Annotated in this window: 21 protein-coding genes and 2 pseudogenes; 11 read left to right on the forward strand and 12 right to left on the reverse strand. The window is 70.3% G+C overall.

Annotation, left to right across the window (positions count from 1 at the left end):
• Positions 1 to 266: 266 nt before the first annotated feature.
• Both B4N89_RS52410 and B4N89_RS45760 read left to right on the forward strand, forming a co-directional pair.
• On the forward strand, positions 267 to 749 hold the full coding sequence (locus B4N89_RS52410; protein WP_078982626.1) for an NUDIX hydrolase: 483 nt from the start codon (positions 267 to 269) through the stop codon (positions 747 to 749).
• Between the two features lie 162 nt (positions 750 to 911).
• Positions 912 to 2,051: an NUDIX hydrolase gene (locus B4N89_RS45760; RefSeq protein WP_078982627.1), complete on the forward strand. Its 1,140-nt coding sequence runs from the start codon at positions 912 to 914 to the stop codon at positions 2,049 to 2,051.
• A gap of 41 nt (positions 2,052 to 2,092) precedes the next feature.
• On the opposite strand, the gene B4N89_RS45765 is transcribed toward B4N89_RS45760, so the two are convergent.
• Positions 2,093 to 2,413: a hypothetical protein gene (locus B4N89_RS45765; RefSeq protein ID WP_143658394.1), complete on the reverse strand. Its 321-nt coding sequence runs from the start codon at positions 2,411 to 2,413 to the stop codon at positions 2,093 to 2,095.
• Between the two features lie 408 nt (positions 2,414 to 2,821).
• Here B4N89_RS45765 and B4N89_RS45770 point away from each other — a divergent pair, with 408 nt between their 5' ends.
• Positions 2,822 to 3,127 (forward strand): hypothetical protein, encoded by a 306-nt coding sequence (locus tag B4N89_RS45770; protein ID WP_078982629.1) that lies wholly within the window; start codon positions 2,822 to 2,824, stop codon positions 3,125 to 3,127.
• A 283-nt stretch (positions 3,128 to 3,410) separates the two neighbouring features.
• Here the strand turns inward: B4N89_RS45770 and B4N89_RS49370 are convergent, their stop codons facing one another.
• Positions 3,411 to 3,956 carry a hypothetical protein gene (locus tag B4N89_RS49370; RefSeq protein WP_143658396.1) on the reverse strand — a complete coding sequence of 182 codons (546 nt, stop codon included), beginning with the start codon at positions 3,954 to 3,956 and terminating at the stop codon, positions 3,411 to 3,413.
• Between the two features lie 880 nt (positions 3,957 to 4,836).
• Between B4N89_RS49370 and B4N89_RS45780 the strand changes: the two genes are divergently transcribed.
• The 4 genes and pseudogenes from B4N89_RS45780 to B4N89_RS45795 all read left to right on the forward strand — a co-directional run.
• Entirely contained in the window at positions 4,837 to 5,490 is a 654-nt protein-coding gene (locus B4N89_RS45780) for a restriction endonuclease (RefSeq protein WP_101897598.1), read from the forward strand.
• Between the two features lie 191 nt (positions 5,491 to 5,681).
• The gene (locus B4N89_RS45785; RefSeq protein WP_201261203.1) at positions 5,682 to 6,602 is read left to right on the forward strand and encodes a 5'-3' exonuclease; all 921 of its coding nucleotides are present in this window, start codon (positions 5,682 to 5,684) and stop codon (positions 6,600 to 6,602) included.
• A 481-nt stretch (positions 6,603 to 7,083) separates the two neighbouring features.
• A complete protein-coding gene (locus B4N89_RS45790; protein ID WP_078982632.1) occupies positions 7,084 to 7,986 on the forward strand; it encodes a hypothetical protein in 903 nt (300 codons plus the stop codon).
• A gap of 171 nt (positions 7,987 to 8,157) precedes the next feature.
• Positions 8,158 to 8,397, forward strand: a pseudogene (locus B4N89_RS45795) (hypothetical protein); the annotation flags it as partial.
• 583 nt (positions 8,398 to 8,980) lie between these two features.
• On the opposite strand, the gene B4N89_RS45800 reads toward B4N89_RS45795, so the two are convergent.
• The 3 genes from B4N89_RS45800 to B4N89_RS45810 all read right to left on the reverse strand — a co-directional run bounded on the left by B4N89_RS45800 (position 8,981) and on the right by B4N89_RS45810 (position 12,138).
• Complete coding sequence (locus B4N89_RS45800) at positions 8,981 to 10,174, reverse strand: permease-like cell division protein FtsX (protein WP_078982634.1); 1,194 nt, start codon at positions 10,172 to 10,174, stop codon at positions 8,981 to 8,983.
• A gap of 465 nt (positions 10,175 to 10,639) precedes the next feature.
• On the reverse strand, positions 10,640 to 11,398 hold the full coding sequence (locus tag B4N89_RS45805) for a hypothetical protein (protein WP_143658400.1): 759 nt from the start codon (positions 11,396 to 11,398) through the stop codon (positions 10,640 to 10,642).
• Between the two features lie 290 nt (positions 11,399 to 11,688).
• Positions 11,689 to 12,138 (reverse strand): hypothetical protein, encoded by a 450-nt coding sequence (locus B4N89_RS45810; protein ID WP_078982636.1) that lies wholly within the window; start codon positions 12,136 to 12,138, stop codon positions 11,689 to 11,691.
• 663 nt (positions 12,139 to 12,801) lie between these two features.
• Between B4N89_RS45810 and B4N89_RS45815 the strand changes: the two genes are divergently transcribed.
• A complete protein-coding gene (locus B4N89_RS45815; RefSeq protein ID WP_078982637.1) occupies positions 12,802 to 13,263 on the forward strand; it encodes a hypothetical protein in 462 nt (153 codons plus the stop codon).
• 644 nt (positions 13,264 to 13,907) lie between these two features.
• Here the strand turns inward: B4N89_RS45815 and B4N89_RS45820 are convergent.
• Positions 13,908 to 14,300 carry a hypothetical protein gene (locus B4N89_RS45820; protein WP_078982638.1) on the reverse strand — a complete coding sequence of 131 codons (393 nt, stop codon included), beginning with the start codon at positions 14,298 to 14,300 and terminating at the stop codon, positions 13,908 to 13,910.
• A gap of 186 nt (positions 14,301 to 14,486) precedes the next feature.
• Complete coding sequence (locus B4N89_RS45825) at positions 14,487 to 14,963, reverse strand: hypothetical protein (protein ID WP_078982639.1); 477 nt, start codon at positions 14,961 to 14,963, stop codon at positions 14,487 to 14,489.
• Positions 14,964 to 15,041: 78 nt separating this feature from the next.
• Here B4N89_RS45825 and B4N89_RS45830 point away from each other — a divergent pair, with 78 nt between their 5' ends.
• The 3 genes and pseudogenes from B4N89_RS45830 to B4N89_RS45850 all read left to right on the forward strand — a co-directional run bounded on the left by B4N89_RS45830 (position 15,042) and on the right by B4N89_RS45850 (position 17,903).
• Positions 15,042 to 15,929 carry a hypothetical protein gene (locus tag B4N89_RS45830; protein ID WP_078982640.1) on the forward strand — a complete coding sequence of 296 codons (888 nt, stop codon included), beginning with the start codon at positions 15,042 to 15,044 and terminating at the stop codon, positions 15,927 to 15,929.
• A 202-nt stretch (positions 15,930 to 16,131) separates the two neighbouring features.
• Positions 16,132 to 16,526, forward strand: a pseudogene (locus tag B4N89_RS45835) (transposase); the annotation flags it as partial.
• Between the two features lie 783 nt (positions 16,527 to 17,309).
• Positions 17,310 to 17,903, forward strand: a complete 594-nt coding sequence (locus B4N89_RS45850) for a zinc finger domain-containing protein (RefSeq protein WP_078982644.1) — start codon at positions 17,310 to 17,312, stop codon at positions 17,901 to 17,903.
• Between the two features lie 144 nt (positions 17,904 to 18,047).
• Here B4N89_RS45850 and B4N89_RS45855 read toward each other — a convergent pair whose 3' ends face one another.
• From B4N89_RS45855 to B4N89_RS45875, 5 genes are all read right to left on the reverse strand, one after another.
• Entirely contained in the window at positions 18,048 to 20,066 is a 2,019-nt protein-coding gene (locus tag B4N89_RS45855; protein ID WP_078982645.1) for an ABC transporter ATP-binding protein, read from the reverse strand.
• Positions 20,067 to 20,503: 437 nt separating this feature from the next.
• Complete coding sequence (locus B4N89_RS45860; RefSeq protein WP_321170763.1) at positions 20,504 to 20,839, reverse strand: MazG-like family protein; 336 nt, start codon at positions 20,837 to 20,839, stop codon at positions 20,504 to 20,506.
• Between the two features lie 120 nt (positions 20,840 to 20,959).
• Positions 20,960 to 22,129: a hypothetical protein gene (locus B4N89_RS45865; protein WP_078982646.1), complete on the reverse strand. Its 1,170-nt coding sequence runs from the start codon at positions 22,127 to 22,129 to the stop codon at positions 20,960 to 20,962.
• 580 nt (positions 22,130 to 22,709) lie between these two features.
• Positions 22,710 to 23,588 carry an aminoglycoside phosphotransferase family protein gene (locus B4N89_RS45870; RefSeq protein ID WP_078982647.1) on the reverse strand — a complete coding sequence of 293 codons (879 nt, stop codon included), beginning with the start codon at positions 23,586 to 23,588 and terminating at the stop codon, positions 22,710 to 22,712.
• Positions 23,588 to 24,979: a hypothetical protein gene (locus B4N89_RS45875; protein WP_078982648.1), complete on the reverse strand. Its 1,392-nt coding sequence runs from the start codon at positions 24,977 to 24,979 to the stop codon at positions 23,588 to 23,590. Before B4N89_RS45875 ends, B4N89_RS45870 begins: the two co-directional genes overlap by 1 nt.
• Positions 24,980 to 25,179 lie beyond the last annotated feature (200 nt).

Below are 25,179 nucleotides of genomic sequence, written 5' to 3' on the forward strand. Positions count from 1 at the left end.
AGTTCCTGCTGGTCAGCGGCCTCGTGCATCGCGGCGGTCACGTCAACGAGGCGTCGGTGTCAATTGCCGCGACCAGATGTCATCTATCTCGACCAGTCACACCCCGATGCCCCGGTCTCGAACGCCACACCGTGCCTGTCGGTAGGGGTCTCTACACTCCGCGTGATGACATCGAAGTTGCTCCTCCCAGCGCCACGCATCGCTCGTCCCGGCCCCGACGGAGTGATCACGACCAGGGGAGCCAGCCGACAGCCGGGGACGTCCCGATGAGTGGCGAGGAGGAAGTCCCGGCAGCGAAGCGGGACACGAGGGGCGTCCTGAACGTCATCGGCGTCCACCTCTACCTCGAGGACCCCCAAGGCCGGGTCCTGCTCGGGCTGCGACACCCCGATTCCCTCTACGCGCCCTCGACCCACCACTTCCTGGCCGGGCACTGCGAGCAGGAATCCGCCGTGGCCTGCCTCGTGCGCGAGGCCCGAGAGGAAGCCGGACTCTCCATCGACCCCGACGACGTCGAATTCGTCCACGCCGTCCACCTGCTGGACGCACCGGGAACTGGCCCACGCATGCAGATGGTCTTTCGAGCCCGGCGATGGACGGGCACCCCCGAAGTCCTCGAACCCGACAAGTGCCTCGGATGGGGATGGTGGCACCCCCACGACCTCCCCGACCCCACCGTCGACTACACCCGCACCGCGATCCACGCCATCAAGGCCGGCCGCCTCTACACCGAGCTCGGGTGGGCATGACACCGACCGCGCACCACCCGCGCGGACGCCGCCGAAAGCCTTCCTTCGTCGGCCCACGCGCCGAATCCACACCCCACCCCGCGAACACAGAAAACCACTCCACCCGCCGGCCCGAACCGACCCGCCACGCCGGACACCGAAGGCAACACACGAAGGACCCACATGGAACCCGACGCACACCCCGGAAACGGCAACCCGGTCGACGTGCACGTGCTGCTGTATCGCGAAAACGAACTGCTGTTCCTGCGCCGCAGCCGAACCTCCCCCTACGCCCCCGGACTGCTGTGTCTGCCCTCGGGCAAGGTCGAACCCGGCGAGGACGTCGTCACCGCCGCCGTCCGCGAAACCCGTGAGGAGACCGGCGTCGTCCTGCACCCGGCCATGCTCCGCTGCGACCTCGTCCTGCAACACCGGCCACCCCGCGGGCCGTTGCGCATCGGCTGGTTCCTCACCGCCGAGGGATGGCCCGGCGCACGCCACCCCACCACCCCCGACACCGTCCACAACGCCGAACCCCACAAACACGACGAACTCCTCTGGGCCGACCCCGACAACCCACCCCACAACCTCGTCGCCTACACCCGAGCCGCCCTCGAAGCCATCCGCACCGGCACCCCCTACGCCCTCCACCTCCAACAACCCCACGACACCGTCCACGACGACGGCCACCCCACACGACGCCTGACCTCTATCCGCGCCGCCGACCACGGCAACGAACCGCTGCGCCGCGAACTCGGACTTCGCCCCGCCCCACGCATGGGCCGGCGCTGGGCCTGGCACCCCGACGAGCCCGTGCCCGACACGCTGCCCGTCGCCCAGTCCTCGGGGTGGCTGTTCGCCGACGACGGCCGCGTGCTCCTGGTCGCCGACCAAGGACTGCTCGCGCTGCCCGGAGGCGGCACCGACGCCGGCGACGCCGACCCGTGGGCGACGCTCACCCGCGAGGCGTACGAGGAAGCCGGCGCCGTACCAGGCGCGCACACCTACCTCGGCTACCTCCACGACCACGACGCCCTCATTTACGGCGGCGCCCCCGTCGCCCGTATCCGCTACGCGGCCCGCCTCGCCCGCCTGGGCCCGGCGCAGCCGGATCCGGCGACCGGACGGGAATGGCGTCGCCTCCTGGTCAACCCGGCAACCGCCGTCGACCTCCTGGGCTGGGGCCGCGACGGACTGCGCGAGGCGCACACGGCGCAGCGTCGCGCGCACGAGGTCCTCGGCGTACCCGTCGCGGGGGAGAGGTCCGTCGTCGAGGTCCCGCGCGATGGGCTGTCGATGCGGCCGGAACGGGCGCGCGGCTGAACCGGGCCCGTGCCGGGTCGCGGGCTCGATCGCTCTCGACATCACGCCACTGCGGCCGGACGGTCGAGGCGATCGCGGCGGTGCGCGCGATCGTGGTGGCGGTACTCCCGGGGGTGACGGTCGGTGTCCCGGCGCAGGACGGGCACGGCCATGGTGCGCAGGATGGTGATGGCTTCTTCGTACAGGTCGAGTTCGCGGGTGACGTTGTCGGGGTCGTCCTCGAACCGGTGGTGGGATCTCCCGTTGCGTCGGGCGACCAGCTCGGCGTCTACTTCGAGCCCCGGCCACCGCAGCCTCGGTGTGCAGGAGCGCCACTCCGGGCGCCGTGGGCCAGCGACGCGCACCCCCAGGGCTGGGTTCACGTCGGGACCCGGAGGGACGAGCAGGCCGACCACCTCGTTGAATGCGGCCTCGCGGTCGAGGAACGCCGCAGGGCGAGCGAATGCCGTCGCACGGCACCACCGCCGAGTGCGTCCGACAGCCACTGCGGCTACGGGTCCCGACTCTTGCGGAGACTTCGGGCATTGCCGACGCCATCCCCGAGCGCACCCCGTGGAACGTCCCGGCGGCGGCGCGCCAATGAAGTACCCGCCTGGTGCCCGGGTTTCGCGGCGAGGACGGTTCGGCATCCGAAGTGTTCACCGGGGTTCCGGCCGTGATCCGGTGTACCGTCCCGGTTCGGCCGGTTGACCCGGCCGGAATCGGTGTTTGCCGTTCTGAGAGGATCGAGGGCCACGCCGGTCGGATCACGAGACGCTCCGGCAACCGACGTGAGGAGCGACCGCCATGACCGAGGGCTCCGGGAGTTCTACGAGGAACTCGACGAATTCCTTGAGGAGGCGGGCTATGCGTGGATCATGGATGCCAACCTTGCACGGCTGCGGCACATCGATCCGGACGCGGCCCTGATCACCGTCGACTTCGTTGACGCCCTCTGCGACCCTCGCCTGTACAAGGAACAGGGCCGGTCGCATCGCGCGTATACGGCCGTCAAGGACGCACAGGGGCGCCTCGACCTGTGGGACTCCCTCTTCGACGGCACCCGCGACGCGGACGAGGAGTCCTCCGCGGCGTAGTGTGGCTCCGCCGTCGTGGAGCATGCGCCGAATCGGAGCAGGTTGTTCGCCGCCGACGCTCCCGCGGATTCGCGACGTTGCCCGGGGGAATGGATCGGTTTCGGTCCGCCGGGGTTCCACCTGGCGACGCCGTGCAACACCGCGTTCACCCTCACACGTTCGGCCATGGCGATACCCACCGCGATTCCCGGGCCGGGCCGAGTGCCCGACCCGGGGGAGTGTCGGGAATTCCCCGCGGGCGCGTCGAGGCCGCGGTGAAAGTTCACGGTGAGCCGTGTGGACGTCACTCGTCGATGGTCGCGAAGCGGTCGCCCCCGTAGGGGGTTTCCGTGTCCGTGGGGGATTCGGCGTTGCTTCGGTCGCGTCGGGGTGGCCTCGGACGATCGACAGGCCAGCGCGCGGCCCGGTAGAGCGGCGGGATGTTCTTGTCGCCCTTCCGGGGCGGGTTGAGCGTGCGCACCATGGCGCAGTCCGGGGTGAGGGTCAGTGTGACCTTCCGTCCGGATACCGTGATCGAACCGGGTCCGATGCTCACCTTGCCTTCGCTCGGCCTGCGCAGGAGAACGTCCAGTACGCGTGTCAGCGCCTCGCAGCGCTCTTCCAGCGGCACCTTGGCGAAGAACGGACTGTTCAGCGCGTCGGCGTGGAAGACGACATGCGGGCGACGCCCGACGTGGCGAACGCGGGCCTCTTCCGTGACGGGCCGCCGGGGCGACGGAACCGGAACCGCCGTGCCGTTCCTGTCGTACTGACCCATGGCCATCACCGGCCACATCGGCCGGAGGGCCTCCGCGCGTCGCCTCGCGGCATCCTCCTCCTGCTCCCGCATGCGCCGCTCGTGCGCCGCGCGGCGCTGTCGGGCTTCCTCCATGCGCGTTCGGCGTTCGGCGCGGCGCCGGAGAACGTCCTCGAGGGGGACGTGACCACGATCGAACCAGGACACGGCCGGTCCCCGGAAGCCGACGACGTGTGGGTACGCCCTGTCCAGGTAGAACGCGTACGCGTCGCTTCCGTCGATCGTGGGGCTGCGAACGCGAAGCGTGCCGTCGACTCCTCGGGCCAGTCTCCCGATCTGCAGAAAGCGTTCCAGAAGGTGCCGGATCTCGGTGTCGGCGGTGGCCTCGCAGACGATGTACGTCCCCATGTACGCCCGCCGGGCAGGCAACGCGATCCGTGCTGTTCGGACGAACTCCTGTGCCTCGTGGCAAGGAAGGGGTTCGATCGGTCGCCATGCGGTCTCGGCGCCGAATGCAGGTGTCGAGTCGTACATGTCCGATACCGTACCGACTCGGGTCGGACGGTGGCTGTACGCGAAGGCGACACGACGAGGTGTCGCCACCGGGCGGGGACTCGGCGACTTCTTTGAACATCCGCGCTCGGGATGGTCGCGAGCGGGAACGGGCGCTTCCGTCCGTCCGGACGCCCGATGATCGCCCCGGCTGCTGTTTCGGCCCTGCGGCTCCACGGAATCGGGCAGTCCGGGCGTCCCCGTACCCCACGCCGACCGGCCGAGGGGTGAACGATCCCTTTTCACGGTTTCTCGGTACCCGTGTGTTCGTTGACGCGATGATGACGGGACGTGGGGCCACGGAGCCGGAGGTGCGGCTTGGTATCGATCGGGGTCGTCACTTTGGTTGCGCTGCGCGTCCCTCGGCAGTTAGGAGCGGATGTGCCCGATTGCGCGGCGGCGATACAGGGGGTCGGGTGGGGTGGACGAGGAGACGTTCGAGCGGGGGATGAAGTGGGTTTTCGGGGTCGTCCTGGTCCTGGGGGCGGCGACGGTGTCGTGGCAGTGGCTGCGGGGACAGGCGTGGCCGTGGATCACCGGACATCCTTGGTGGGTGGCTGCCGTGGCCGGAACTCTCGTGGCCGGTCTCGTGGTTCTCGGTCTGGGCCGTGGCTACGACGACGTCGCGTACGTCGAGGACTTCGACGTGGTCGAGGACGTCCGTGTGGGTCGGGCACGCGGCGGGTTGGTGTGGCTGGAGTCGGTGAGTCCGACCGATTTCGAGCACGCCTGTGCCGATTTTTTGAGGCGTGACGGTTTTCGGGCAGTGCGACGTGTGGGTGGTCCCGGCGACAAGGGGGCCGACGTCCTGGCCGAGGACCGGTCGGGTCGCGTTGTCGTGATGCAGTGCAAGCAATTTGCGAAACCGGTTTCCGCCGGGTACGTCCACGCGTTCAACGGGACGGCCGGGCCCGAACACGGTGCCGACGTCGCGATCATGGTCGGGCTCAACGGCTTCACCGCCCCGGCGGCGAAGTTCGCCGCAGACCACGGCATCCACCTCGTCGGCCGCGCCGAGCTGGGGGAATGGGCGCACGGCAGGCACCTGTACGACCTCATCGACGTGTACTTGTAGCGGGCCGCATCCGCGCCGCCGCCCGTGACCGAGTGGGAGTCGAACGCGACGCCGCCCCGGGTTCCGGCAGCGATGCTCCGCGCGGCGTGGCCCATGCATGCCCCGGGCGCGATAGCCTCGACGTCCGCGCCTCTCGGCGGGGACCCGGTCGCCTCGGTCAAGGCCTGGAATCGTCGTGCCGAGGGATACCCGTGACCGCAGCCACCACCCCGCTGTTGCTCGTCGACGGCCACCACCTGCTCTACAGCGCCTGGTTCGGCTTCCCCGCCCGCATCACCAGCCGCAACGGCGCCGACCTCACCGGCGTGTTCGGCACCCTCGCCCTGCTCCGCAAGGCGTGCCGCGAACACGCCCCCGAGCACGAGGTCCTCGTCGCCTTCGACGGCGAACACGGAAGCGTGGCACGCGCCGAGGCCGATCCCGACTACAAGGCCAACCGTGCCGACGCCGACCACAGCCCCATCGCGTCCCTGCCGTGGGTGAAAACCGCTCTCGACGCGATCGGCGTGCGCTGGATCGAGCACGACACCGCCGAGGGCGACGACACCATCGCCACTCTGACCACCCGAGCCCTCGCCGAGGCGCGGCCGGTGCGGATCATGTCCGGCGACCGCGACCTTCTCCAACTGTGCACCGACCCGAGCGTCAGTATCCTCAACCGGGGCGCTCCACCGGAGCGACGTGTCCAGACCGGACCCGATGTCCACGCCCGCTTCGGTGTCCACCCCGAACAGTGGCCGTGCTTTCGAGCCCTCACCGGGGATCCGGCCGACAACATTCCCGGCGTCCGCGGAGTCGGAGCCGTCACCGCCGCCCGTCTTTTGTCCGGGGGCCTCACCCTCGACCGACTCCTGGCCTCCGACCGCCTGGTGGGGGCCGTGGGCGCGCGCGTCGCCGCCCACGCCGAACACCTTCGCCGATGGCGTGACCTGATCCGCCTCGACCACCGGCTCGACCTCCCCGACGACCTCACGACAGGACACCCCACGCCACAGCTCGCACCCGCTGCCGCAATCCTGGACCACCTCGCACTGTGGGACACCACCACGCTGAACACACCGCCCGACAAGGACCGGATCGCATGCCGACGCCGGTCGACGGGGCACCCGTGACCCACGTCGACATCCGGACCACCAGCCTCGACGAACGCCACTTCGACCCCACCCGGCCACAGGCACCGACATGCCCCGCCGCGGGTGTCGACCGACGGCCTGGACCCGACGCCGGGACGAAGGCATGCCCCGCCGACTTCGCACAAGCGCGTCTCGTACCCCGGGGAACTCGCGTCATACTGTGCGCCCGGCGAATGCCGGGGCGGGCGCGGTCCGGACGCCACAGGGACGGCGGTCCGGGCCGCGCGTTGACCCCACGGACCCCCAGTCCGCCGGGTATCGAGGATCGGTCGACGCAGGCCGGCGTCGACCGGCCCCGGCCTCGGAGGCTGCCGGCAGGAACCGGCGAGCGTCGCACGCCGAACCGCGCCCGGTGTCCACGTCCACATCGGCCGGCGGGCAACGCCCCACAACCATGGGGGTCGTCCGCGGGCCCGCGGACGACGACCGACGGATACCTCCCAGCCGTTAGCCTGCGGTCATGAGTCTGGATGCCGAACTGGACGCTCTGGCGGCCCAAGAGGACCTCGCGGCCGACCTGGTGTGGCGTCTGCTTCGACACCCGCAGGCCCGCCGCACGGTGGCGCTGCTGCGCCGGGACCTGACCGAGGCGATGATCGAGGAGATCATCGCGCTCGGGTCCATACGTTCCCTCTCGGTCAACGCCTGCGTCCGCGCCGACATCAGGGCCCGCCTGGCCGAGCACCCCGAGCCGATCGTCCGGTGCGGAATCGCCAGTAGCGTCGCCGACGATCCGCCGGGGTTGCTCGCGCGACTGGCGGACGATCCGGATTCCTCCGTGCGGACGTTCCTCGCGGGCAACCATCATCTGCCGCCGCAACTGCGGGCCCGCCTGGCCGCGGACCCGGATCCCGGTGTGCGCCGGGAGATCGTCCGCTACTGGCGCGACGCCCCGGACCGGGTGCGTCGGGCCCTGATGACCGATCCCGACCCGAACGTCCGCACGAGCAGTATCCGCAAATGGGTCCCGCCGGCGGACCTGCTGCCCGCACTCCTCGCCGACCCCCAGACCCGCCCCGCCGCCGTCGATCATGGGGGCCCCTCACCGGAACTGGCCGCCGACCCGGATCCCGCCGTGCGTGTGGCCGTCGCCGACCACCCGGACCTTCCCGCGAATCTGCGCGACCGACTCGCGGAGGACCCCGACATGTTCGTCCGCAACGCGATCGCGGCCCGCCCGGACACCCCACCGGCCCTGCACGAGCGGATCGTGGCCACCCTGAACACCGACAACCCCGTCGCCCAGTGGATCCTGACGTACCGCCGCAACCCCAACGTCGGCGGCGACCGCACACCACGACCGGCCCCACCGAAACTCACCCGGGAACAGGCGGAAGCACTCCTGGCCCGCGCCGACCTATAGGGCGAACGACACGTTCCGGGCGAACGGGGCACGCAGGCCCCGCTTCCACGCCGCGGGGAAGAGCCGGACCGTACCCCCCGACGCGTCGTTCCCACGCACGTGAGCGGCACGATCATGGGCGCGCGCTCGCGCCGGCGGGATGGGCACACCGTTCGGACGGTGTGTACGCGGACGCGGGCCGAACACCGAATCTTCACCGGCCTGCGCAACCTGGCCGGCGACCGCGCGGTCGTGCTCGTCACGCACAACCTTGCCAACACCTCCGTCGCCGATCGCGTGGTCGTCCTGGAGAAGGGCCGTGTGGTGCAGAACGGAACCTTCCACGAACTGGTCAGCCGGCCGGGCTTGATGCAGGACCTGTGGCGCCTCCAACAGGATCGGGACGCCTACCGGCAGCGAGAGCAGCCATGACCGAGATGCATGGGCGAACCGGTGACTCAGTGGGCTGCGCGAATCTTGCTCGGCCCGTCTTCGTATCCCCCCGGGAGCGCGGGCCCTCGGCCTGGCCGGGGGCCGCCCCGACGACACGGCGAATCCGCGCGGCTTCACGGACGGGTTCGTCGCCGCCCGAGCGTGCGACGCCACCACCGAGCTGTGCAAACGCTGCGGGCCTTCGCGTCCGTCATCCCGCGCGGGTAACGCGCCTGCGGGTACGTGGAGTTGCCAGCGGAGCGGGCATCCACGCGGGGACGACTCCGGACAGCGACACGGCACCGATGAGCGAGCTCGTGCCGCTTCGGGCGACACCCGCTCTGCCGAGGCTCATCCGCGTGGTTGACCCTTTTGCGCGATCCCGGAGTCCGGACGACATCAGTCCGCCACTGTTGGTAGGGACATCTACGTTCCGCGTGATGATAGCGAACCCGTACCTCCCCGCGTCGAGGTCCGAGCCATCCAAGCCAGCCACCTCTACAGCGAGTTCGGCCGGACCTGAAATCGAAGACGCACTCTCGTCCGTACAGAAGGGGAGTCGTGTGTGAGATGTGTGCGTCGGTCAGTCGCGGCCGGCGTGTAGGAGGTGTTCCGCTGCGCGGCGGGTGAGTCGGTCCGAGTCGGTGGGGTCGAGGCCGGCGTCGGCGGGGAGCGTGATGGTGGCGAGGTTGGGCCCGATGCGTACGAAGATCGAGTCGACGGTTCTGGTCTCGCCGCTCTGGGTCGTGACGATGCGCATGCCGAGTGTTTCGTCCCCGACCGTGGGGGAGGCGACGGCACGAAAGCGTGCGGTGGCACCCGCCCACGGCACGGGCACGTCGGCACAACCGGTCAACATGGCACGGGTCCTGGCCAACTGGAGCGCGGCACCGTTGCCTTCGTATGCCTGGACGGTGGCGACCACCCGGGTTCCGGCCGTGTTCTCGAAGGTTCGTTGTGCGCCGAGGAGGACGACGATCGGGCCGGTCGGCGCGCCCGCCAGGGCGCGGTCGCACCCGGCGTCGCCGCTGACGCCCGAGTACGGCGCGGCGGCCGGCTTGGGCCCGGTGTCGGCCAGAGCGCCCGCGGTCCAGCCGGTGCCGACGTCGTCCACGGTCAACACGGCACGCCTGGCCCGCTCGGGGGTCAGCGCGGCCGTGGCGGTGGCCGGGGCAGTGGTGGAAGGGCCGGAGGGGGCGTGCTTCACGGTCGAGGCAACTCCCGGGCGGCCCTCGAACGCGGAGATCACCGTCGTGATGGTGCCGGGGTCCTTGAGTTTGACGCGGAAGGACTCCGGGAGTTGCTCGGCCGTCATGGCGTCGAGAAGGAGGGGGTTGGCGGCGTTCTGCGCGCGAAACAACTCCCACGCCTGTCTCCGGTCCTCGAAGTACACGTGCTTGACCTGCGGCATGGCTTTGAGGGCGGCGAGGATCTCCTCGCGTTGGGTGTTGGTGACTGCGCCGTTCGAGCAGCCGCCCGTCTTCGGGTCGGAGGCCCGGCACAGGAACACCGCGAGGTCCACCTTCCCGGCCCAGAAGTCGACGCCCGGCGGCAGATTGTCCATGTCCCAGGTGGGAGCCTCCTCGTTCGCGTCGTCGGAGCCGGGCCCGGCCGATCCCGGCGACCCCGCAGCCGCCGAAGGGGCCGCCTTCGGTTGCTGCGGGCGGGCCTTGGCGCCGTCGTCGTCGGAGCAGGCGGCAGCCGTCGTGATCGCCAGGATCACGGCCGCACACCGGACGGTGATCTCGCCCGTGCGGGACGTGTCTCGCTTGCCCATCTCATCCCCCGATGTGAACGTGTCTGCTATCGAGGGTAGTTGCCAGGTCTATGGCGGGATCCGACTTGCCCTCGTGGGTGTTCGGCGGGTCGGAAGTCCGCCGCGACCGCACACTGTTCCGGCTGATCCGGCTCGTATCCGGAGGCACGGGCGACCGGGCCGGATCATGGCCGGGATCGATCGGTCTGGCCTATTCCTTTCGGAAGGTCCGAGGTCTACCGTTTACGGCCCGGGAGAGGTCCGGTGTCCTGCGTCACCGGGTGCCTCCGCCCACACGCCCGAGGGGGTGTGCGGCTCCCGGCACCGGGCCCCTGCCCCCAGGTCGGGGGCCCTCGTGCTTTCCCGCAGCGGGGATCGTAACGGTCCCGGTGAGGAGGGTTCGCCGGTGTCGGGGCCTCGCGCCGGTGGACCGGTACGCCGTACGGACGGTTCGGACCCGGGCGCGAAGTCGCCTCGGGAACACGGTCATTGCTGGAAGTAGGGATCGAGGACGGACACGATCACGACGCTGCTTCCGGCCGCTCGGGGCGCGTTCGTGACGGAGTGGACGTCGAAATCGGTGATCGTGCCGGTGGTGGAACGTGCGTCGGTGGGTCGCAACCGGGAGGAGAAGTAGGGCAACGGGTCCTGGTCCGAGAACTGCGCACGAAGGCTCACGCGGGACGGCAAAGTCGCCTCGATGATGCACGCGTATTCGTGGACGACCTGCGTGGAGGGGGTTCGGGGGGCGGACGGCGCGGGCGCGGGACACGGGGAGGTACCCGGATCCACGAGATCGGCTCCGGGGCGGGACCAGCCGGCGGCGGTCAGGGCGTCGGCGACGACCGTTGCGTGCGTTGCCCGGGGTCCGTCGAGTACGTACGCGCGCACGATCTCGCGCTCACAGCGGACCTTGCTCCACCTCCCGCCCCCTTCGCCGAAGAACGACGGACGCTTCAACATGGCACCGCACACGTCCGATACCGCCTCGCCACGGCGCTCGGCGCGCCCGCCCAGCGACTGTTCCAACGCCGTGTACGCGGCCTCGACGTCGCGTACGGCCGCCCGCTGGGCCGCACCGACCTCGGGCGCACCGGCGACCCTGTCGACGTCGGGCGCACGCGGGGTCTTCGTGTTCTGCGTGCACGAGGACACGCCCCACGCAACCACCCCGAGCAACAGGAGGAGGACCGACGCCACCGCGCCCACGAACCACCTGATCACGCGCATCGCCGTGGAGTTCACGACCTCATGGTGGCTCACGGCGGGCCTGAGGGGCACCGACGAGAGGGATCGGATGCTCCACCGACGGTACCCAAGTCCGCCCGCGCGAGTGCGCCGTCCTCGATGCCTGACCGTGCCCGAGTGCCGGGGCGTGACGCCCTACGCCGACGAGGGATTCCACCTCGGGAGGTGTTCACGAGTCGAGGATGTTCAATCGTCGACGGGCGTTCTCGTGGTGGGGATCGTCCCTCGACCGCAAGTCTCGGACGGGTGCGTGCCGTACCGGTCGGATTGAAGCGTGTACATGTCGTCTATTCGGTTGTCGCGGCCTTGTAGGCGGGGAAGAGGGGGCTGTCGGACCCGATGTTCAGGTTCCAGCCGTCGGCGGCGTATCGACGCAGGAGTTCCGCGATCGACGGGTCGTCGGGCGTGACGTCGACGCCGACGGGGCTGTGCAACACCAATACCGCGACAGGCTCGTTCGTTCGTGACCACGACGCGGTCGCGCCGTCCCGGACGGGACGAAGATAGTGCTCGACGTGACGGACCCGCAGGAAGGGTCCGCCATCTCCGTGCAGGGTCGGCCCCTCGCCGATCTCACCGGCGCGAACGCTGCTCAGCGCGACGAAGTCGCCCACGGACGGCGCGGTAACCCCTTGATACCCGTCGTCGCGCAGGATCGCCCCCAGATATCCCTCGGAGTTCACGTCCATCCCCTGAACGTGTTCGTACAGTTCGATTCTGATGCCGAGTTCGACCATGAAGCGATCCTTCCAAACCAAGGGGCTTCGGTGCAGCCGGACGACCCAACCCGATCCGGTCAGGGCGCTCCGGCCCGGCAATCACCTTGAGCCGCGCGCGCGATCCCTCGAACCGCGCGTTCCCGGCCCCTTCGACATGACAAACGCGGCGGACACCGGACACGGAGGTTGTCGCGGACCGTCCTTCCGGACGGAGCAGCCGCCGGATCCGACCGAGCTCCCAGACCCGCATACGGGGCGAACGCAGAGCACGTTCGTAACTTGAGTCGCTTCAGTCCCTTCCCGGCCACGGTTGCCGGGGGGCGCAGTCCGGTCGACGCGGCCGGAGCTGGTCCCAGGGTCGGATACCGGCGGGTCCGTCCGGTTCCCCGAGTAGGACGACGCGGCTCACGCCGCGTCGTCGGACGGTCCGCACATCGCCTCGACGTCGTCCGGAATCGAACGTCGATGCACGACCTGGTAGCCGGTACTTCGTAGCGCGGGTGTCCACGCGGGTCGATGCGCGGGTCGGGTCGCTGCGCCGGAGGCGGCTTGTTCCTCCGCGATGCTCGTCCGTGGGCCTGCCCCCGAAGAATCACGCCCGAGCAGTCGTCGATCCTGCTCGGTCGGTGGGCGAGGTGGGCCGCCGGATCGGGTGTCCCCAGCTCCTTCTAGCATCCGCACATGCTGATCTCTACGACGTACACCCACACGTGGCGGACCGGTGCCGCGGCGACGTTCGCGGCCTATCCGAGGTGGGGTCGCTGGGGGGTGGTCGCCGTGCCCGTGGTGGTGTTGCTCCTGGCGTTCCCCATGGGGAGTCTCCAGATGGGTCTGTGGTCGGTCTTCTTCGTGCTTTTCATGGTGTTCGTGCACGGCAGGCACGTGCGTGCGCTGATCGGGCAGGGTGCGATCGACGTCGTGCTCGACGACGAGGGATTCACGCGCGAACGACCCGGTGTGAGTACGGCGAGCATACGGTGGACGGCTACCTTGGGTGTGCGGAGGCAGTTCGGGCTGCTGGTGATCCGCACGGCGCCGCGGTCCGTGGCCTCCGTGCCCGAGACCGCCTTCAACGCCGAACAACTGGCCCGGCTCGACGAGTTCATCCGCATGCGCAACTCGCCGACGGTGACCGCCGGATAGCTCGACGGCTGCCGCGTCGTCGGCCGGGTGTCGCTCGGGCCTGACGGATGGATCTTGAAGACCCGAGCCGACACCGGCGGGTGCGGGCCGACGATGCCCGTCGCGTCATGGCAGGGCACTCGGCGTTGTCTCGGCGTCGGGTTTCGGCGGTGGGGGCCGAGTGTCGCCTCCGCCCGGGGTGTGCGCGATCACGGTTTCCGCGATCGTGAGCGCGGTGTCGAGCTCGGTGCGCACGTTCGATGGGTTCGTCGCGGCTCGAGCGCGCGACGTCACCCCCGTGTTGTGCTGACGCTGTGGGCGTTCGCGTGGAGATCCTGCGGGTAACGCGCTTGCGGAGACGAGGAGTCGCCGGGCTTGACGCCCGAGCATCGCGCGGTGCCTTGGTTGCAGGTCGAAACACGCGGCGGGTTCCGGGCCTCCACAGGCGCAAGTTCCTTTGCGCGCGGTCCGCAGCATGTTCGGCGCCAGTGTGTCCGATGCCCGTCAGTCCCAGTCCACCTGCAGGGCCCACCGTCGGACGCGACACCGAATCGCCCTGCGGCGTGCCCCACTCGCCACGGGGATGGTGGTGGGGCCGTGGACGAGGAACCGGGCGATCTCGGCGGAGAGGGCATCGGGAGGAAGGTTTCGCGATCGGCGGTGGTTCAGCTCTCGAGCCACGCCCCTCCGGGTGTGTTGCGGTGGCCGCGCCACGCCGGGAGGCTGTAGCGGTTGACCAGGGTCCACGCGGTGCGGGTTGCGTCCTCCACCCAGGCGTGGCCGGCGGCCGGGATGGCGCCGACACCCCGCAGGTTCTCGGTGACCTGATCCTGGGTGATGTGGCCGTTGCCGCGGCCGAGGTACTTGAGGATGTACACCGCGAGGTAGTCGACATCGCGCGCGTTGCCCTGCCCGGCGAGGATCGGTCGGAGCCGACCGCCGATCTTCTCGTCCAACCCACCCCAGAAACTCCGCGTTCCCGGGCCCGGGAGCATGTCGATCAAGTCGACCAGGTGGGCAAGGTCGGCATCGTCGGCCAGGGTGATGGTTCCGCGCATGAAGCCCCCTCCGTCGTCGGCGGCCGTACCGCCGGGTTAGGCGCCCAGTCTCGTACCCCTGCTCCCCCTCTGGAGGCGAAACGGCGAAGGGGCCCGTGGACCGGATCCGCCGGCGAGGCCGCAGGCCCGCGTCGGGTTCCCGCTGAGCAAGAACTGCGGCAGCACCCCCAAGCCGAACGCGTGGCGTCACGCGCTCCGTGCGACGGGCACACCGAACACCTCGTCGAATCGGTGTGCCCGGGCGGTGCCGACCAGGTGATAGGAGCCGCCGGGCGGACGCCACGAGTCGGCGGTGTAGTGCGCGACTTCGGCGGGGGTGAGCACGCGCAGGTCGCCGAAGACGTAGAACAGCGGCATCGGGGCGTTCGCCCCGGCGAAGACCAGCCCGGCCCGCACGCACGCCCGCGAGACGGCGTACCGGCCGGAAGTGGTGCTCGGCAGCGCCGTCTTCGCGTCGATGGCCACCAAGTCCCGACCGCGCGAGGCGATCAGGTCGGGAAACTGCCGCAGCGCCGTATCGGAGCACCTCAACGCTTCCCGGATCGCGGCGGGGTAGGTCCCCTGTCCGCACCGGTGCGCGGTCCAGCCGCGGTGTTCCAATTCCCGCATGACGCGGACTTCGTGCCGTTCCCCGACGGTCTTGCGCGTGTGCCAGTCGGACATCGGTCTCTCCCCGAGAAAGTGGCCGTGGTACCAAGTCGAATGGTTCCGTCCTACGACGGTACCGGCTAGCATGCCGTCATGACGGCATACGTTGACCCACGCTTTCGTCCCACGCTCTGGCCGGGCGTTGTTGTCCCCACCCCGCCGATCCGGCAGTTCGACGAGGTTTGGGTCGACGGCGACTGGATCTGCTGGGGCATCGGGGGACTCACGAAAGGGCCGGAACCGGCCGAGCTCCCCGAGGACTTCTACCTGCGGGAGCTCCTGGAGACTCCCGTCGACGACCTCGACGCCGCAGCCCAACTCTTCGTCGACCACGGACTTTTGTTCGATCCCGATTGTCGCGACCTGAGCCTGATCAACCTCGCCCAAGAGGAAATCGACCGGATCAACGTCATCCCCCAACCCGGACACGACGAGGACGGCGGCTACCGGCTGGGCGTCCACCGCGACCTGGTCCGACTCCACCTGGAAACCGCCCAGGAAGCCGTCACGACCTGGCTCGCCTGCCAACGCGAAGGAGGCCTCGAAGAACTCGTGGAACCCCAAGTCAACGACGCCGAACTCGCTGCCGTACGCGCACAAAACCCCAACCACGACCCACCGTGGCCAGCCTCCCTCGACGAACTGCGCGCCGTGGACATCGCGATCCGCGTGGACAACCTCGAAGACGCCCTTACCGGGGCACTGAGCCGGTTCAGCATCGGACCCCGCGACCTCGCCGACCGCAACCCCACCGTCTACTCCGTCGCCTTCCTCCAGCTGTACAACCACATCGCCGAACAAGCGACCACACGACGCTGCGCCAACGAGAACTGCGGACGACACTTCGTACGCCAACGCGGACGCGCGACGTACGGCCAACACCGCACCAGCGGCGTCCTGTACTGCTCCCGCGAATGCGCCCGCGCCCAGGCCCAACGCAATCTCCGTCGACGGCGCCGACAAGAAGCCGATGCCTCGTGACCCGAACAGCCGAGACGGTATCGGTGGTGCTTCCCGGACCGGACTCCGCGCGTGACTGTCGCCTGCCGTCGGCAGAGTCCCCAAGGACGGTACTTTCCGGTACCAGCCCCACCAGGCACGCATGACCGCACAGATGTGCACCGTCGCAGGAAGGTACCTCCAGGCGTTCACCGTGGCATGGATCCACGAACCGGAGGAGTTCGGCAAGCAGGCGAACTGCCAGGTCGCGGTGAGCGTGCACGCGGTCTCCGACACCGCGTCGTGTCCGAACCAGTGGCGGCTGTTCCTGCCGCCGGAGTGGGACGCGGACGCGAAACGCCGCCTGCGGACGGGGGTTCCGGACGTGGTGCGACACGTGGAGAAGTGGCAGCTCGCCCTGGACGAGGCCGCGGCGTCGGGGATGCGCCCGCCGGTGGTGGTGGCGGACGCCGCCTACGGGCAGAACGCGCTGTTCCGGGCGGGTTGACGGAACGGGCTCGACCACGTGGTCGCGATCCGCGCCGACGCCGTCGTCCATCCCGCCTCCGCGCTCCCCACGACGCTCGCGTGGACGGGACGGGCCGCCCGTCGGCGGCACGGTATCGCGAGGCTGCAGTGCACCCGTGGGCGACGCTCACCCGCGAGGCGTACGAGGAGGCCAGCGCCGTACCGGGCGCGAGCGTCTACCTCGGCTACCTCCACGACCACGACGCGCTGATCTACGCCGGCACACCGGTCGCCCGCGTCCGCTACGCCGCCCGCGTCACCCGCCTGGGCCCGGCCCGCCCGGACCCGGCGACCGGCCGGGAATGGCGCCGCCTCCTGGTCGACCCCGCCACCGCCGTGGACGAAGACCTCGTCACCGGCACCCGGCATCGGCGGCGGTTCCCGCCACGAAGTCGGGACCATTGCCCGCGGCCCGAACGCCCCGGACCTCGCCGACACCTCCGCCGGACACGTCAACACCTGGAACCAAGACGGAATCACACCCGCACGTCCGCTTCGCAAGCGACCCGCACATTCCACCCGGTGGTGCTTCGGCCCGCCGAGTGGAACTGGGCGGGCCGATATCGCCACCGGCTTCGCATCCGGGATCGCGGTCCTGGGCGCTGTCACGACACGGCGGGTCGGGCGGCTGTCACGGGTGCGGTGACGCAGTACTGCTCGGCGAGGGGTGGGCGCGCTGTTCAGCGCGCCGCATCGTGGGCCTGAAGAGCGAGCGCAGCCCGACGCCGCGGGGGATCGTCCTCTTCCTGCGGCGCGGCCAAGTCACCGACGATGATGAGGAGATCGCGCTCCATCACACGAGAGCCGGCCGACGGGTGAGGATGCCGGCCGGTCCTGCGTTCAGGGTGGCTGACCCGGACGCCATCGGCCGCTGACGGAAGAGGGGGAACGTGCATGACGCAGCAGGAGCGCTGGGGGCACTGGCGGCCTGCGTTTCGCTCGGGGGAATCGGTTCGCCTGGTGCGTGCCTGGTATCGGCGCGTGGAGTGTCCTGCCTGCGGCGCGGCCGCTGGCCGCGCCTGTCGCTCGCCCTCGGGCTACGCCACGAACGAGCACCGGGCCCGACGAGATGCTGCCGGACAGCCCCCGTACGAGGAATGGCGGCAGCAGGGGCTCATCCCGGAGAACAGGCACATCCCTGTTCCCGCGCTGCTCGACGCCTGCCGCGCGGCCCGGGAGGAGTTCGGGATCGACGAATCCGTCGGTGACGCCGTGGCGGTCGTTCGCAACGTCCTGACCGACCTGATCGGCATCGCTTTGGGCGACGACACCACATTCGACCGGCTCGACGACGCAACACGTGCTTTGGTCCTGGCGCGCGGACCCGAGGGAAGCGCGGACGTGATCACCGTCCTGGCTTCCCTGGTGGTCACGCTCACCCGCCGCCTTGCGGAGCCTGATGGTGACCCCGATGCGCTGTTGACAGCCTTGATCCGCTCACAAGTCGACCACGCACGCCGGCACCGCGTACACACCCGGAAGACGTGACGGCGTCGGCCAGCACGGGCCTTGCTTCCCAACGTCGCGTCTCCGTTGGTCCGGTTCCGGTCCCCGTCGCGGCCGACCGTCCTGTCCGAGGCCTGGGGCGTGCCGGCGGTCGTCGACGAAGAACGTCCACTCCGGGTGGGGCGTTCACGCGTTGGGGGACGTTCGCTCATCGGCCGGCGTCCTTGTCGTGGGGATCGTGCCCGAGCCGGAGGCTTTGGTCGGGTGCGCGCCGTACTGGTCGGACTGAAGCGTGAACATGTCGGCGTAGATCGCGCCTGCTGCCATGAGTTCGTGGTGGGTGCCGTGTTCGGCGATGCGGCCTTTGTCGAGGACGTATATGTGGTCGGCGTGTTGGACCGAGGCGAGGCGGTGGGTGATCAGGACGACGATGGTGCCGTCGGCGACGAGCTCGCGGATGCGGGCGAACGTCTCGATCTCCTTGCGGGCGTCCAGCGCCGAGGTGGGCTCGTCCGCGATGACCACGGGGGCGCGCCGGTACCGTTCGCGGGCCAGGGCGATGGCCTGCCACTGTCCGCCGGACAACTCGACGCCGCCCTCGTAGTTGCGGTCGAGCAACGTGTCCAGGCCGCGGGGGAGGTCGGCGACCACGGGCCCGGCGCCCGCGTACGCGCACGCCGCACGCAGGGCGTCCTCGTCGGGCCCGGTGTCGATGTCGGGCCGGCCGAGGACGATGTTCGCCCGGGCGGTCAGGTCCCACCGTACGAAGTCCTGGGGGACCAGGGCGACCTGGTCGAAGAGGCTGGTGCGGTCGGCGTCGGTGACGTCCACGCCGTCCCATTCGATGCTGCCGCTCTCGGGCCGGTACAGGCCCGCGATCAGCTTGGCCAACGTCGTCTTGCCCGAGCCGTTCTCCCCGGCGAACGCGACGATCGTGCCTCGGGTCAAGGTGACGTCGACCCCGTCGAGGGCCTTGTGGTCCCGGCCGGGGTAGGTGAACGACACGTCCTTGACCCGCACCCTGTGCGGCGCGGTGATCGTGCTTCCGCTGGTGGGGATGGCGTGCAGGTCGGCTTGGGCGCACGCTTCCTGGAGGTCGTTGGCGAACAGGGCCTGCTCGTACAGGTGTTGGATCCCGGTGACGAGGCCGGCGAGGCTGGTGGTGCCGGTGCGGATCGCCAGCACGGCGGTGCCGGAGGTGGCCAGGTCCGCGCGTCCGCTCAACAGCAGCCACGCGAGGGTGAGGTAGGTCAACCCGGACGCGACGCCCGACAGCGCGGACGCCACGAGGTCGGTGCCCGCCTCCGCCTTGGCCAGACGCTCCTTCTCCGCCTCCGCCGCCGCGGCCATGCGCTCGTAGTGGTGCAAAAGATACGGCCCCGCGCCGTGCACCCGGACCTCCTGGGCGGTGTCCTGCGCGGTCAACGCCCAGACGATCTCGCCCTGTTGCCTGCCGTGGTCCGTCCACGCGAGGACGCTTTCGTAGCGGCGCCGGGCGGAGCGCACGGTGCCCCACCCCGGCGGCAGGATGATCAGCAGCATCATCGGCAACAACAGCGGATGCAACACCGCCAACACCGTGCCCACCGCGGCGAGCGAGACGAGCGCGTTGACGACCTGCACGCTGTACGTGATCATCAACCGGCTCGCGTTGGTGCCCCACTTGGCGGTCTGCAGCAGGCGTTTGAAGTCGGCGTCCTCCAACGTCGCCATCTCCACCCGCATCACCCGCCGCAGCAACTCGACCTCGGCGAACCGCTCCACCTTCGGCTCCAACCGCCCGGTCGCCGCCGTCGAAGCGGCCCGCAGCAGCGCCCCCGTCACCCCCATCGTGGCCACGAACACCAACGCGGGCGCGGCGGAACGCACCCGGTCGGGGGTCGGGCCGGCGTTGAACAATTCGATCAGGATGCGGTTGGTGCCCACCAGCCCCAGGGCGGAGGTGACGCCCTGCCCGATCTGGGCGAACGCCACCACCAGCAGCGCGATTCGATCCGCGGCCCATCCGAGGCGCACCGATCGGGCGATCAGACGCGGCAGCCGCCGCAACGTCCCCAGGAACGACAGTTCCGTGTGGGCACCGCGATGGAGGTGCCGACCCCAGGTGGGTTTGAGTTTGCCGCCGAACAGCTCCCGGCCGCTCGCGTCACCGACCGCCATCGCCTCCGCCGCACGATTGCGCCGCGCCCGGCGCGGCCGGATCATCCCGACACCGCGCCCGCGTGCCGAAGCGCGGCGGTGGAGCGCGGTGGCGTGAGGGGTCGCGGCCCACGGGGCCGGGCGAGAAGTCGATCCATGGGAGGGTCCTCCGGTTCCGGTCGGTCCTGCTCGGATCCGTGCTGTCTCGGTGTCGGCCCGAGGCCGGCGGCACGTGCGGCGCGGCGGGGACACAACCGGTCCCGGACGACGGCGTCGTGTGGAACACGGTGGTCGGCCCACGTGCGGCGGCATGTTCGCGCTACGCGTGGTCCCGGGCCGCTCGTCGATTGTTGCCGTGCTCGGGAGCCGGAGGGTCGTTGTACTCGGGGCTTCTTGGTGCAGTGCCGGTGGTGGGGGCAGGCGCGGGAGCGCGAACCGATGGACGAACGCGCCGGGGCCGCGGGTGCGTTGGCGGGTGTTTCGGGTCGGGGCCCGGGTCGGGGTCAGGGGCGGGGGGTGTTCGGCGGCAGAGCGCGTTGGACGAGGTGGTCGAGGTGTCTGCGGAACTCCGCCTGGGGGTCGGGGCAGAGCGTTGCGAGTGCGACGGCGGCCGTTGCGATGACGTCGCACAGTTCCAGCCGGACGTCGTCCAACGTGTGGGTGACTCCCTTGCGTGGGTTCGCTCCGAGGACACCGTGGTAGGCCGCGGCGACCTCGCCGGCCTCCTCCATGATCTTGAGGATGCGCAGCGGGACCGGATCGTCGCCGGCTGCGTGGTGGTGTGCGTCGAGCCAGCGGCGCAGTTGCTCGATCGCGGCCCAGGTGTCGGCGTCCATCATGACTCCGGAGGGGTGAGGTGATCGCGGTGGTTGTCGCGGGGGCGTGCGGGCGATGGGCGGTTCGCGTTGCATGTGCCGGCCCGATGTGGTGCGTTCGGCCCGTGCTGTCGTTCGGCGCGATCAGTGGTCCGTGACCGGGTCGCACGCGGCCAGGTCCGCCAGGACCGCGTCGATGTGTTTGGTGTCGCCCGCGCGCCGCAGGCCGGTCAGGGCTTCGACCAGGTGGGGGCGGGCTTCCTCGGGTGCGTCGGCCGCGAGGAGCGCTCGCCCGCAACAGTGGTCGGCCAGGGCCGTATTGAAGACGTCGCGGGCCTGGGCGAGGAGGTGCCGTGCGGTGGTCCCATACGCCGCCGCGTGCACATTTCGACCGGCGGCGTATGCCGCCAGGGCGCGTTCCAGGTATGCCAGGCCCGCCGTGCGGTGATCACCCGCGGTGTGGCACAGACGGATCGCGTGCAGGAAGGTCGTGTCGGCGTCCGCGTCCTGTCCCAACTTTGCGTGGGTGCGGGCCCGGTAGTGCACCGCGCACGCCGCCTCGCGCGGGCGACCGTGCGTGCGGTGATGCTCCTCGGCCTGCAGCAGCAGGCGCAGCGACAACTCGGGGTCGTGCGGAGACTCCAGCAAACCCGAGGAGGTGAGCATGCGCCCCAAGACGTCCGCACCGTCGGCGTCCGGACCCGCGTACAGCCGCGCCGCGTCCAGCGCGAGTCGATGGGCCTCGCGCACCTCGGCGTCGATGTCGACCCGCAGCGCGCACGACCACAGGCAGTCCGCCAACACCGCCGCACTTCGCCAGCCCTCTCGCGTGCCCGCGCAGTGGCGGATGTCGGCCATGACGGCGGGCAATTCCGCGAGGGACCACAGCAGTGCCTCGCCGGTGTCGGCGAATTGCACGGCCGGCACGCCGGGACCGCGACCGGTCGCCTCCAACTGTCGGCGTTCCGGGTGCAGGGTCCGGGCGGCGTCGGCGGATGCGGCGAGGTGGTAGTCGAGCAACCGTGTCCTCGCGGCGTCGCGTTCTTCCGTGGGCAGTTCGGCGGCCTTGCTCTCGCTCACGGGTCGGGCCGCCGTCGTGACGACGTGGAAGCCGGGGGTGTCGCGTGCGTCGGTAACGAGATCGCGTTCGTGCAGTTCGGCGACGGCTTGCGCGGCGCGGGAGGCGTCGCCGTCGAGCGCGGCTACGGCCCGAGTGGTGAGTGGGACGCCGGGCAGCAGGCCCAGCCGCGCGAAGAGCGCGCGGCCGGGATCCGAGCACTGATTCAGGGCGTGCGTGATCGCACTGGGTGTCATATGTGATCCCTCTCGTGCGGTTGCGGAGGGCGGATACCGATTCGCCGGCCACGTCGATGGTCGGCGAGGACAGGTCACGGCCGGGGAGGATTACCGGCGCGGAAGCGGTGCCCCGGGAAAATCATCGCGCTCGGGCGGTGCCGATTCCACCCGGCGCGACCGCCGTCTTGCCGTCATCCTCGGAGCATCCAACCGCAAGGATTGTGCCTTGGTGTAGTGATCTCACGTCTGTGAATACGACGGAGTGATGTAAAACAGCCGTCGGTCTCACGTTGTGTGATACCGCGATATGCCGACGCGGGAATGGGATGACGGCAAGATGGCGGTGCCGCGAACGACCTTCGCCACCTGCCGCCCGCCTTCGGGCGGCAGGGGACATGAGGCGTCGTCCTGTTCCGACGTTGCCCGTGCCTGAGTTTGCCGGCCGCCGCAGGCCGCCTGTGGTGTGCTTACCGCACACGAGCCGCGGCGTGCGGAAGCCCCGGCCTGGAGCGGTCGGCGGGCGGTGCTCCGGGCGGTGTATGCGGGGGGTCGGGGTGCCTGGGCGGGTAGATCGGGCTTTGCTTGCCTGTCGCGGTGCCTAGGCCGGGGCCCATCGGGCTTGTTCGTCCCCCGTGCGCAGGGTGGTGATGCGGTGTGCGAGTTCACGGTGGGCGTTTCGGTCGCGGGCGTCGGCACGTCGGATGAAGGATCCGAGAGTGTGCAGGTCGCGCATCTCGCGCAGGACCGAGAAGCCGTCCCAGCGGCGAGGGTCGAAGCCGTAGGCATCGGCGAAGCGTTCGAGTTCGGGTTCGCCGCGGCCGAAGCGTGTGCCCTGGTAGGTGTTGACGAGGTCGAGCTCGCGCGGGCCGTGGGCGGCTTCGTCCCAGTCGCCCAGGCGCGTCAGGTGCCTGTCGGCGAGCAGGTTGCCCGGGTAGGCGTCGCCATGGATAAGTCCGGCCGGGCCCAGGGGGAACGTCAGGTGCTCGTAGCGCTCCAGCAGGGTGTCGATGCGTGCCGCCAGCCAGGCCTTGTCGGTTTGGTCGAGGGTCGTGCTCGCGGCGACCCGGTCGGCGAGGTCCGCGAGCGGGCGATACGTCGGGGGCGGTTCGGGCGGCTGGGGCAGGGCGTGCAACCGGCGCAGGATGGAGCCGAGTTCCGCCGCGTCGGGGCGCCATCCGGGCGGCTGGGGGTAGTACTCCCACCAGGTGAGGACGTGGCCGTCGTGCACGACGGGCTCCAGCGACCGGGCGGGCCGTGTGACGGGGAGATCGTAACCATCCAGCCGGCGTGTCAGGGCCACTGCGCGGATTGCCGATTCCAGGGTTTGTGGTCCGCGGACGCGCACGACCAGGCGCTCGCGGGGCAGCAGGTGGACGGCGGTGGCGTGGTCGCCCAACAGCCGCAGGCCGTCGGTGTCCAGCCCGGCGGCGTTGCTCGCGTCGCGGGCGACGGCCTCGGTGGGGGTGGCTTTCGTCATCATGGCGACGGTAGCGGGTGTTCGGAGGCGATCTTCGGCGGGGCCCACTCGTTGCGGACGTCCTCGACGAGGGCTCGGGCCTGCGGGGTTCGTGCGAGCGGGAGCAGGCGATCGAGGGCGCCGTCGAACTGCCCGATGTGTTTCTCCGACGGAACGCTCAGGATGTGTTCGAAGCCGAGCCGTGCGGTTGCCAGGTCGCCTTCGATCAGTCGGGCCGCGATCACGTCGAACCGGGCGAGGGTCTCGTCGCCGTAGGAGCGCTGATCCGCCGGCCCGGCCTCGTACATCGCGATCGCGGACCGGGCGTGGTGTTCGGCTTCGACGTGGCGCCCCAGGAGCAGGTACGTTCCGCCCAGGTAGTACTCGCACTTGGCCTCGGGAAAGGACAGCAGACCGCCGAAGTCGGCCATGGCGTCCCGGGACGGTTGCCGGTTCCGTTCGCGGTCCAGGAGTTCCAGCACCGCCGACGCGGTGGCCGTGTCGCCGATCCTGGCCGCGGCGCGGGCGCGAACGGCGAGGTTGCGGACCCGGGACGGCCCCTTCGGGGACAGTTCGACGCCGTGGGCGGCGAGGTCCGGTGCGGCCTGCAGATGCCGGGGCGACCACTCGGCGATCAGCGCGGCGGTGCCGTGCGCCCAGGCGAGCAGGTGCGGTTGATCGCCTTCGTCCGCGCACGCCCGGGCGGCCCGGATCTGGCGCATGGCGGAGTGCGGGTCGCCGAGGTTTTGACTGGCGTGCGCCAAGAGGAGGCAACTCGTGCCCGCCAGGAGCAGCAGTGTGCGTCGTTGCCCCGGCGTCTGCCGGCCACGCAGCAACGCGAACAAGTGGTCCCGCACGACCACGAGTTCGCGGAACAGCGGCCGCAGCGGGGCGTGTACGTACGCGTTCGCCAGACCCGCGATCTCCCGCTGCCAGAAGTCGAGTTCGTACGCGTCGACGTTGCTCCCGTCCATCGAACGCACGAAGGCCCACGACACGTCCGCGGCCTCCCGCACACCCGTGAGGAGCCGATCGCCCACGCTCTCCTCTCCGGGACCGTACGGATCCGTGGACTCCGTGTCCTGGAGGCGCAGCTCCCGCCGGTCAGCAACCCTCGCCCCTCGATCGGAGACAGGGTGCGTAGGCGCGGGCGTCGGGGGAGCAAAGAGCCGTTCGGCCTCGACGCCGAACAGGTGCTCCAGGACTCGGCAGGTGTTGGGGTACGGGAGCCCTTTGACGTCACCCGCCATCCAACGGTCGAAGGTGCGCTCGGAAACGCTGACCCGCCGCAGCCGGGGATCGCGCTCGCGGTCGGCCAACGCATCGCGCGCCAGCGCGAACTTCGCAGCGAACGTGGCGAACAGGTTCCACCGGCGGGCGAGAACCGACTCCCGAAAGAGCGTGCTACGCAACGCCGACCTCTCCTTCTGCCACTCCCAGGCGCAAGTCTGTCGCCGACGACGCGGCATCGTGTAAGTCGATCGGGTGGCGGGATCAAGCATGTTGCTTTCGGCCATCGCGAGCAACCGAATGCGGCGGAAGACGATGGCACGTGGTCGACCCACGGACGTGATCGTTCCCGATATACACGGTGTCTCGGGGGCGGATGCCG

Source organism: Embleya scabrispora (assembly GCF_002024165.1).
Classification (GTDB): domain Bacteria; phylum Actinomycetota; class Actinomycetes; order Streptomycetales; family Streptomycetaceae; genus Embleya; species Embleya scabrispora_A.